This window comes from Colwellia sp. MB3u-4 (assembly GCF_014077065.1).
Lineage (GTDB): Bacteria > Pseudomonadota > Gammaproteobacteria > Enterobacterales > Alteromonadaceae > Cognaticolwellia.
This window is the reverse complement of record NZ_JACGVE010000038.1, coordinates 1-10,382: the sequence shown is the minus strand read 5'-3', so window position 1 is coordinate 10,382 and position 10,382 is coordinate 1. Positions and strand designations below refer to the sequence as shown.

At 39.3% G+C, this 10,382-nt stretch carries 8 protein-coding genes; 2 read left to right on the top strand and 6 right to left on the bottom strand.

All coding sequences use genetic code 11. The annotated features are described in order from the left end of the window. Positions 1 to 97 precede the first annotated feature (97 nt). From ispH to murJ, 6 genes are all read right to left on the bottom strand, one after another. Positions 98 to 1,027 carry a 4-hydroxy-3-methylbut-2-enyl diphosphate reductase gene (ispH, locus tag H4J61_RS00770; protein ID WP_182137505.1) on the bottom strand — a complete coding sequence of 310 codons (930 nt, stop codon included), beginning with the start codon at positions 1,025 to 1,027 and terminating at the stop codon, positions 98 to 100. Between the two features lie 47 nt (positions 1,028 to 1,074). Further along, positions 1,075 to 1,506 carry an FKBP-type peptidyl-prolyl cis-trans isomerase gene (fkpB, locus tag H4J61_RS00765; RefSeq protein WP_182182812.1) on the bottom strand — a complete coding sequence of 144 codons (432 nt, stop codon included), beginning with the start codon at positions 1,504 to 1,506 and terminating at the stop codon, positions 1,075 to 1,077. A gap of 12 nt (positions 1,507 to 1,518) precedes the next feature. Then, complete coding sequence (lspA, locus tag H4J61_RS00760; RefSeq protein ID WP_182182810.1) at positions 1,519 to 2,031, bottom strand: signal peptidase II; 513 nt, start codon at positions 2,029 to 2,031, stop codon at positions 1,519 to 1,521. Between the two features lie 130 nt (positions 2,032 to 2,161). After that, complete coding sequence (ileS, locus tag H4J61_RS00755) at positions 2,162 to 5,011, bottom strand: isoleucine--tRNA ligase (protein WP_182182808.1); 2,850 nt, start codon at positions 5,009 to 5,011, stop codon at positions 2,162 to 2,164. Positions 5,012 to 5,130: 119 nt separating this feature from the next. Continuing rightward, positions 5,131 to 6,078, bottom strand: a complete 948-nt coding sequence (ribF, locus tag H4J61_RS00750) for a bifunctional riboflavin kinase/FAD synthetase (RefSeq protein ID WP_182182806.1) — start codon at positions 6,076 to 6,078, stop codon at positions 5,131 to 5,133. A 133-nt stretch (positions 6,079 to 6,211) separates the two neighbouring features. Next, complete coding sequence (gene murJ, locus H4J61_RS00745; RefSeq protein WP_182182803.1) at positions 6,212 to 7,792, bottom strand: murein biosynthesis integral membrane protein MurJ; 1,581 nt, start codon at positions 7,790 to 7,792, stop codon at positions 6,212 to 6,214. 487 nt (positions 7,793 to 8,279) lie between these two features. On the opposite strand from murJ, the gene rpsT reads away from it, so the two are divergent. Next, entirely contained in the window at positions 8,280 to 8,540 is a 261-nt protein-coding gene (gene rpsT / locus H4J61_RS00740; RefSeq protein WP_182137511.1) for a 30S ribosomal protein S20, read from the top strand. A gap of 145 nt (positions 8,541 to 8,685) precedes the next feature. Next, positions 8,686 to 10,341 (top strand): dipeptidyl-peptidase 3 family protein, encoded by a 1,656-nt coding sequence (locus H4J61_RS00735; RefSeq protein ID WP_182182801.1) that lies wholly within the window; start codon positions 8,686 to 8,688, stop codon positions 10,339 to 10,341. Positions 10,342 to 10,382: the final 41 nt, after the last annotated feature.

Genomic DNA, 10,382 nt, shown 5'->3' with positions numbered 1-10,382 from the left:
AATCAGCTGACAGAGTAAGTAAAAAAGTAAGTAAAAAATTAAATGATAATTAATTTAAAATTATCTACACATTACCACTGTAAAATATATTCTAAGACTAGCGCAATTCTATCGGTACCGCAAATACAGTATTCTCCGCTCTGCCTGGGTATTCAATCACCTCTTTACCACCCAGAGATTTAAGCGCCTCTATAACTTGCTTAACCAAAATTGCAGGTGCTGAAGCTCCGGCTGTAACCCCCACTTTTTCAATACCCTCTAACCATGAAACATCAATGTCATCTGCTGTATCAATCAAATAGGATTTGGTGCCTATTTTCTCTGCTAACTCCCGCAGGCGATTAGAATTAGAGCTATTTTTAGCACCAACCACCAGCATTAATTGCACGTGCTCTGCAATAGAGCGCACCGCGTCTTGACGATTTTGTGTCGCATAACAAATGTCATCTTTACGCGGCCCTTGAATCAAAGGAAACTTATTTCTTAGGGCATCGATAACATCACTGGTGTCATCAACTGATAATGTTGTTTGGCTGCAATAATAGAGTTTTTCTGGATTTTTTATTTCAAGTGTTGCCACATCTTCAGTAGATTCAACTAAATAAATACCACCTTGAGTGCTTTCATATTGCCCCATGGTGCCTTCTACCTCTGGGTGACCCGCATGTCCGATAAGAATACATTCAATATTTTTTCGACTCGTGCGTGATACTTCCATGTGAACTTTAGTGACCAAAGGACAGGTGGCATCGAAGACTTTTAAGCCACGATTTTTCGCTTCGTTGCGCACAGCTTTTGACACACCATGAGCGCTAAATATTACCGTACTGTCGTCAGGCACTTCATTTAGCTCATCAACAAATACCGCACCACGTTCTTTTAAGCCATTAACCACAAACTTGTTATGCACCACTTCATGACGCACATAAATAGGCGCTTCAAATAAATCGAGCGCTCTATCAACGATACTGATCGCCCGATCAACACCGGCACAAAAACCTCGAGGGTTAGCTAAAATAATTTCCATAACATTCTCATTATTGCTGAACTGATTAACTGATCAATTTAGGTAATTTAGGTAACTTCAACAACGTCGATAACAAAAGTAACGTCTTGTCCGGCTAGCGGATGATTGAAATCGATAGTGACTGAACTGCCTGAGACATCTTTTATCATGCCAGGTAACTCGCCGCCTGGTTGACTAAAAGTAATAATATTACCTACTTTTGCTGGAGCGTCTTCATTAAACTTACAGATATCCATGTAATGAATATTCTCAGGTAAAGGCTCACCAAATGCGTCAATAGCGGCTAAGGTAAACTCTTTACTCTCACCAGCTGACATGCCCGTAAGTTGCGCCTCAAACGCTGGTGAAATACTGGTATCACCCATAATGATTTTTGCTGGCTTTTTGTTAACCTTAGTACTATCTGCTGCAGAGCCGTCAGATAGCTTCATAGTAATGTGGGCGATAATTTGTGAAGAAGCTGTTACTAAATTTGTCATATAAATATCTCTTTAAGTCTTAATATTTTGTGTGTTTTTGCTCGGTTCACCATTTTTAAATGAATCGAAAATCATCAGTGCAGCACCAATAAAGATCATTGAATCGGCAATATTAAAGGCAGGGAAATGATAGCCAAAGCCATAAAAGTCGAGAAAGTCGATAACATAACCAAATAGCACACGATCAATAAGATTGCCCACTGCACCACTTAACATTAACGCAAATGCCACTGATAATAGTGCTTGTTGTTTAGGCGTTTTTGCTAACCAAACAATAAAAACAATACTGGCAATGGCAGCAATCGCAGTGAAAAACCAACGTTGCCAACCACCTTGGTCGGCAAGGAAGCTAAATGCCGCGCCAAGGTTATGGACATAAGTTAAGTTGAAAAAAGGCAAAATATCGATTGATTGATACAAGTCCATATTGCTGACGATTAATTGTTTTGTCACTTGATCTGCCACTAAAAAAACCAAGGTTAACCATAACCAACGTAACCCTGTTTCGGTAAATAACTTTTTCATAGCACAATAAACTCTCTTATATTGCTCGCGTTTGAAGCGCGATACTTCACTCTATTAATAACGAGAAAACGTGCAGACTTTAAACAAGTACTACACGTTTTAGTTTCAATATCATTCGCCTATTTTCTACTTAAGCGAATTGACGAACTTCACCGTCACCTTCTACGTTAGTAATACAACGTCCACAAAGCTCTGGGTGCTTTTCATCTTGACCAATATCTTCTGTGACATGCCAACAGCGATCACACTTAACACCTTGTGCTGGAGCAACAGTTAACCATAAACCCTCAACTTCAGTGGCTAAAGTATTTGCTGGCGCACTCTCAACAATTTCAACCACGGCTTTAGAGGTAATTAGTACAAAACGCAGTTCTTCCCCTAATTGCTGTAATTTTTCTGCCAGCTCACTGGTAGCATATAATGTAACCGCGGCTTCAAGCGCTTTACCCACCTGCTTTTCTTTACGGGCATTTTCTAGCGCTTTATTGACTTCTGTGCGCACTAATAAAAGCTCGTTCCAGTAATCATTATTTAACACACTAGCTGTTGAAGCTTTTGGTAAACCATCAAACCAAACACCTGTAAAAACGAACTCTTCACGAGTCTCACCTGATGGTGTTGGCAATGCTTGCCAGATTTCTTGTGCCGTAAAAGATAAAATGGGTGCCATCCAACGTGTCATCGCTTCAGCGATTAAATACATCGCTGTTTGGCATGAACGACGAGCTACACTGTCTTCTTTAGCAGTGTATTGGCGGTCTTTAATAATATCTAAGTAAAAGCCACCCAGCTCTGTTGTGCAAAAGTTCATTAACTTGTGCACGACCAAATGAAATTCATATTCATCATAAGCCGCAATAATATCTGCTTGTAACTGCGCCGCTTTATCTACCGCCCAACGATCAAGTGCCACCATATCATCAAAAGCAATTAAGTCTGTTTTGGGGTCAAAGCCATTTAAGTTTGATAATAAAAAGCGCGAGGTATTTCGAATACGGCGATAAGCATCAGCTTGGCGTTTAAATATTTCATCGCCTGCAGTGATCTCTTGGGTGTAATTTACCGACGCTGTCCATAAGCGTAAAATGTCTGCACCTAGTGTATTGGTGATTTCTTTTGGCGTGATAACATTGCCTAAAGATTTAGACATTTTATGACCTTTAGCATCGACCACAAAGCCATGAGTCAGTACTTGCTTATAAGGTGCTTTACCGTTCATTGCGACTGAAGAAATCATTGAAGACATGAACCAACCACGATGTTGATCCGAACCTTCTAAGTACAAGTCAGCAATGCCGTCAAACTCCTCACGGGCATTAATAACAGAGTAGTGTGTTGTACCAGAGTCAAACCAAACATCTAAGGTATCAGGAACTTTAACGTATACTTGAGCATCATCGCCGATAAGCGCTGATGGCTCTAAATCAAACCATGCTTGAATGCCTTTCTCTTCAACAAGTTTTGCTACGCTTTCAATTAATTCAATCGTGCGAGGATGCAAAGCACCCGTATCTTGATGAATAAATAATGCCATTGGCACGCCCCACGTACGTTGACGTGATATACACCAATCAGGACGACCTTCAACCATAGATTCAATACGACGTTGGCCCCAATCAGGAATCCAGCGTGTTTTTTCAATTTCTTTTAATGAATCTTGACGTAAACCTTTCTTGTCCATGCTAATAAACCACTGTGGTGTAGCACGGAAAATCAATGGTGTTTTATGACGCCAACAATGCGGGTAAGAATGATCTATCGCATGATAATGCACTAATGTGCCATGCTCTCTTAGGGTTTCAACAACATTAGCATTGGCTTTAAAAACATGCTGACCTGCAAAAAGTGGGGTATCTTCTAAATAAACACCGTTGGCACCAACAGGATTTGCCACTTCTAAATCATATATCTTACCGACAACAAAATCTTCTACACCATGACCTGGCGCTGTATGAACACAACCCGTACCTGAATCGGTCGTCACGTGTTCACCTAAAATTAATGGCACGGTAAAATCATAAAATGGGTGTTTAAGTTCGACAAGGTCTAAATCGCTACCCTGACAAAGACCTAATATCTGATATTTATCAATACCAAAGCGCTCCATACACGAAGCCACTAAATCAGAGGCTAAGATGAAGCGTTCTTTTCCTTGCGCTGTTTCACACTGTACTAAGCTATATTCTACTTCAGCATTCACAGCCACCGCACGGTTAGCGGGTAATGTCCAAGGTGTAGTGGTCCAAATAACCACTGAAACTGAACCTTCACCTACATGCGCTTCAGAATGACCTTCTGGCTGAATAAACTTATCAGCAATGCTTTGATCAACAAGCGTAAATTTCACATCAATAGCGGGTGATTGCTTATCTTGATATTCCACTTCAGCTTCCGCTAAAGATGAGCCACAATCTGTGCACCAGTGCACAGGTTTAAAACCTTGGTGTAAATGACCATTTTCAGCAATTTTACCCAATGAGCGAATAATATTAGCTTCGGTATCAAAATCCATCGTACGATAAGGCTTATCCCAATCAGCAAACACGCCTAAGCGTTTGAAATCTTCACGTTGGGCATTAATTTGCTTGCCGGCATATTCACGACACTTTTCACGAAAAACACTAGCAGAAACTTTATGGCCTGGTTTGCCAATCTTTTTCTCTACCATTAGTTCAATCGGTAAACCATGACAGTCCCAACCCGGCACGTATGGCGCATTGAAATCTGATAAGGTTTTTGATTTAACAATAATGTCTTTCAAAATTTTATTAACAGAGTGACCTAGATGAATATCACCATTGGCATACGGGGGGCCGTCATGCAAAATAAATGATTTTTTGCCTTTTTTAGCAGCACGAATTTGACCGTATAAATCTTTCTCTGCCCATTCTTTTAGCATATTCGGTTCACGATTTGCCATATTGCCTTTCATAGCAAAAGAAGTTGCGGGCAAATTTAGGGTTTGCTTATAATCACTCATTAAAATAAATATCCGTTGTCGTAGTCACTAGGCTTTGCTTAGTATGATGTTATATTTTATTTGCTTAATTTATCGCTAATTTATTAGTCATTTACCAATAAGTTATCGTTACGATGTCGTTAAGTAATAGCTAAATGTTGCACAAAAGTGCGGGCCTGTTCAGTATCGGTGGCAATTTGTTCGGTAAGCTCAACTAACGAGTTAAACTTATGTTCACTTCGTAGTTTTTTCAACATAACTACTTCAATGATTGCACCGTATAAATTGTTATCAAAATCAAATATATGTACTTCTAATTGTTGCCTAATACCAGCAACTGTCGGTCTTGAACCTATGTTTGCGACACCGTAATGGTGACCAAATGGGCTTTTAACCTGCACCGCGTAAACCCCTGAAACAGGCGAAACCCGACGTTTTAATCTTATATTGGCGGTAGGAAAACCTATTTCACGGCCGCGTTTATCACCATGAAAAACTTTGCCAATAATTGAATAGGGCCGCCCTAACATGGTTTTTGCGCCGTCTAAATCATCTCTCTCTAATAACTGCCTGATTGCTGTGCTGCTTACCCGACAACCTGCTAATTTATGGCTTGCGGTATCAGTGACTGAGAAGTCAAACTGCTTGCCAGCAGCCTTAAGCATGGAAAAATTACCTTGGCGATTTTTACCAAAATGAAAATCATCACCAACAATCAAGTGTTTTATCGCTAAGCGTTTAACTAATAACTCTTTGATAAAGGTCTCGGCAGTTAGACTAGCAAATTTTCTATTAAAATTGATACAAATTAATCTATCTATACCTAAGTTTTTTAATAGGACATATTTGTCACGTAATCGACACAATCTTGCGGGGGCTGTTTCAGGCGAAAATAACTCTTGAGGCTGGGGTTCAAAGACCAATACGGCAGCTTCGCAGTTTAGCTTTCTGGCTTTTTCAACCAAAGCAAGAATCACTTGTTTATGCCCTAAGTGAACGCCGTCAAAATTGCCAATAGTTAACACGCAACCTTGACGATTGTTATCAACGTTAATGTGCATGTTATGAATGCCACGTGTTAATTGCATCTAATTAAAAACCTTACTGCCAATAGTGCTTTACTACTAGCTAAATCATTAAAGAATAAAAGCCGATGAATTATATATGAGTCAGCAATAAGAATCAGCCCTTATGAAGAGTTATTTTAGGGGAAATATCGTGTTAATTAAGCGTTTTTTGTCTAATTTTGATATCTGAAAGTCGAATACCTAATAAAAGCAGACAAATTAAATAACTCACTATGCCACTGCTAATACAGATCAAAAGTTGGGTCACTTGCTTGGTAAAGCTGTAGGTAAGCCAAACATCAAAATCAGGTGATACTTGATAAACAACTAAAGCCATTATCCCTGCAGCGCTAACAAGACGGCTGATAAACCACCATGTTTTACCCGATAACTGAAAAACATTAGCCGCTTTTAGCCCTTGATAAAGCATCAGTGCATTTAAGGTTGCAGATAAAGTCGTTGCTATGGCTAAACCAACATAACCAAAATATGGTGCTAGCATCATATTAAATACCATATTGGCCACCATAGCTTTAATCGCAATTTTCACCGGTGTTTTAGTGTCTTGACGAGCATAAAAACCCGGCGCTAATACTTTAATGAACATAAAGCTGAGTAACCCCGAAAGGTAAGCAAATAAAGCATAAGACACTTGTAAAACTTCATGTTGGGTGAATTCACCTCGCATAAATAACACCATAATAATCGGCTGTGCTAGCACCATCAGCCCAGCTAAAGCCGGCCAACCAAATAGAGAAACAACTCTGATGCCCCAATCTAAAGTATCACTAAATTCTTGAGTGTCTTTCTTAGTATGTAATTTAGCCAAGCTGGGTAATATTACGGTCGCAATACCTATACCAAATAAGCCCAGTGGAAATTCTAGCAATCGGTCAGCGTAATATAACCAACTAATAGAACCCGTGATCAACATACTGGCGATAATAGTATCAAGCAGTAAATTTATTTGCGTTACTGACACGCCAAAGAGTGCAGGAATAATCAACTTTCGTATTTTAGTGACGCCAGGCGAATGCCATGACCATGTTGGTTTAACCAGAGCACCCGCGCGATATAAAAAGGGCAACTGAAAAGCGAATTGAATAAAACCACCTAAAAACACGCCCCAAGCAAGGGCAAATGCGGGATTATCCATCACAGGTGCTAAGTAAATAGCACAAGCTATGATACCCACATTTAATAACACCGGCGTAAAAGCTGAAACAGCAAAGCGACCATAAGTATTTAATATCGCGCCTGATAGTGCTGTAAAACTCACAAACCACAAATAAGGAAAGGTAATTTTTAATAAAGTACTCGCCAGATCAAATTTTTCACTCGCAGGACCATCATTTAACCAATCTAAAAACCAACCGAAGCCAAACAAGACCACAATTAATGGCGACGCTATCATGCCAAATAAGGTCACTAAGGTAATAATAACACCCAGGGTGCCTGAAACTTGGCCAATTAACTTGCGTGTTTCGTTAGTGCTATGCTCCTCATCAAGGGTGTGATATTCACTTAACACCGGCACAAAGGCTTGTGCAAAAGCACCTTCTGCAAACAAACGTCGCAAAAAATTAGGGATTTTATTGGCAAAGAAGAATACGTCTGCTGAGGCACCCGCGCCCATAATATTGGCAATAACAATGTCTCGCACTAAGCCAAGCACACGTGAAATTAAGGTCATAGCGCTGACAATAAGTCCTGACTTAATTAGTTTTTTACTCAAACAGCTTGCCCCAATGTTATGCTTATTTTTAAAATATTTTTCAACCTATTCACACTAATTTAATTCGCTGATATTATGAGCAAATATAAGTATTGATTCATCATTAAAACAAGCCAAATTTCGCATAATAGATAATATCTCTCTATTATGGGGCTTTTATAAATTGATAGACAAGACTTTAATCTCCTAAAGCAGATGTTTTATGAATAATCGGGCAACACACTTATTCAAGGCTTAAAAGTGTGTTTTTTTTGTCAAAAAAGTACATAAATAGCAAATATATCGAAAATTAGTTAAATCAGAGGAGAACAGCACTTCCAACTTTTAACTAAAAACTTTAGAATGCGCCATTGGTTTTATTTATACAAACGGGTAATTATCCGAACGGTCAAATTAAAACAGTAAATTATTTGACAAACCAGTTAAAAACAGGCATATTTCGTCGCCTTAAATTTAGGCAATATTTATTCAATTTTAGGAGTTCACCTTGGCTAACTCAAAGTCTGCTAAGAAGCGCGCATTACAATCTGAAACGCGCCGCCAACACAATGCAAGCCGTCGCTCAATGATGCGTACTTTACTTAAGAAAGTAATGTCTGCTATCGCAGCCGGTGACAAAGAAAAAGCATCTACAGAATTTGCTGCTGCTGCACCGATTTTAGATCGTTATGCAAGCAAAGGTCTTATTCATAAAAATAAAGCCGCTCGTAGTAAGAGCCGTTTAAACGCTGCTATTAAAGCGCTTTAATTTTTTGTAAAGAATTAAAAAACCGGCCTTGGCCGGTTTTTTTATGCCTGTAATTCCACTAAAGCAATAGTTTGTTGTTGTTTGCGCTTGCGCTTATCATCTATTTTGGTAGTCTCTAGGCGGTATTTACCAAGAGAAACCTTACATGAAACTTTCAAAAATCGCTTCTATGCTGATCATTGCTGGCACATTAACCGCTTGTGGTGACAACAAAGCAGTAACACCGCTTGCAAGTGTTAGCTTGTTACCTGAATATGAAGACCGTTTAGATATTTATAAAACAGTGACCTTAAGTGCTGACTTATCGCACCTATCCACGAACCAGAAAAAAATGTTGTCTTTACTTATCGAAGCCTCAGACATTATCGATGATCTATTTTGGCAACAAGCTTTTGGCCAAGATAAAACTAGCTTTTTAGCGTCAATAAATAACGATAAAGTGAGAGAGTTTGCCCGTATTAATTATGGTCCTTGGGATCGATTAAATGGTGACAAAGCTTTTTTAACTGAAAGCGCAGCAAAAAGCCCTGGCGCTCAGTTCTATCCCGCCGACATGAGCAAAGCCGAATTTGAAAAAGCCACCTTTGATGATAAAAATGGTTTGTACTCGCTGGTAATAAGAAACGAAAATGGTGAATTAAACACTATTGCCTTTTCAGAAGCCTACAGTGACGAAATTAATCGCATTGCGGTTATTTTAGAAAAAGCTGCGACCTTTGCCGATAATAAAGAATTCGCTAATTACCTTAATATACGCGCCACAGCATTACGTAATGATGATTTTCAGGCATCTGACCTTGCTTGGATGGACATGAAAAACAACCCCATTGATATTGTTATAGGTCCAATTGAAACCTATGAAGATCAACTTTTTGGTTATCGTGCTGCCTTTGAATCTTACGTATTGATCAAAGATATGTCGTGGAGTGAAAAGCTTTCAAAATACGCTGATTTTTTACCTGAATTACAACGTGGCTTGCCGGTCAGTGAAAAGTATAAAGCGGAAATACCTGGCTCTGATGCCGACTTAAATGCCTATGATGTTATTTATTATGCCGGCCATTCAAATGCTGGCGGTAAAACGATAGCGATTAACTTGCCCAATGACGAACAAGTACAACTGGAAAAAGGCACACGTCGTTTGCAGTTAAAAAATGCCATGCGAGCAAAGTTTGACGCCATTATGACCCCTATTGCCGAAACATTAATTGTGCCAGAGCAACGAAAAAACGTCACCTTTACCGCTTTTTTTGCCAACACTATGTTTCATGAAGTGGCGCACGGCTTAGGCATTAAAAACACCATTAATGACAAAGGTACAGTGCGTCAATCATTAAAAGAACATGCCTCAGCTTTAGAAGAAGGCAAAGCCGATGTACTAGGCCTTTATATGATACGTCAACTACTGGCTAAAAATGTTATCAGTGAAGGTACGCTAGAAGACTACTACACGACATTTTTAACCGGTATATTCCGTTCTGTGCGTTTTGGTGCTAGTTCAGCCCACGGTAAAGCCAATATGGTGCGCTTTAACTACTTTGCTGAGCAAGGTGCATTCACTCGCAATGAACAAGGGTTATACAAGGTTAATGTTGCAGAGATGACCGCCGCTATTGATGCTTTGTCAGAGTTAATTCTAACCTTGCAAGGTAACGGTGATTACGATGGTGTTGATAAACTAGTCGCAGAAAGTGGTGTGATTAACAGCCATTTAGCAGAAGACTTAGCCAGTTTAGAAAGCGCAAAAATTCCTGTCGATATTACCTTTAAACAAGGTAAAAAAGTGCTTGGGCTAAATTAAGTTAAGTTAAGTTAAGTTAAGTTAAATCAAGTTAAGTGAAG

Bases quoted from the DNA above. Each gene is read 5' to 3' on its own strand.
- fkpB (WP_182182812.1), bottom strand. From the start codon at position 1,506: ATGACAAATTTAGTAACAGCTTCTTCACAAATTATCGCCCACATTACT.
- ribF (WP_182182806.1), bottom strand. From the start codon at position 6,078: ATGCAATTAACACGTGGCATTCATAACATGCACATTAACGTTGATAAC.
- lspA (WP_182182810.1), bottom strand. From the start codon at position 2,031: ATGAAAAAGTTATTTACCGAAACAGGGTTACGTTGGTTATGGTTAACC.
- ispH (WP_182137505.1), bottom strand. From the start codon at position 1,027: ATGGAAATTATTTTAGCTAACCCTCGAGGTTTTTGTGCCGGTGTTGAT.
- H4J61_RS00735 (WP_182182801.1), top strand. From the start codon at position 8,686: ATGAAACTTTCAAAAATCGCTTCTATGCTGATCATTGCTGGCACATTA.
- ileS (WP_182182808.1), bottom strand. From the start codon at position 5,011: ATGAGTGATTATAAGCAAACCCTAAATTTGCCCGCAACTTCTTTTGCT.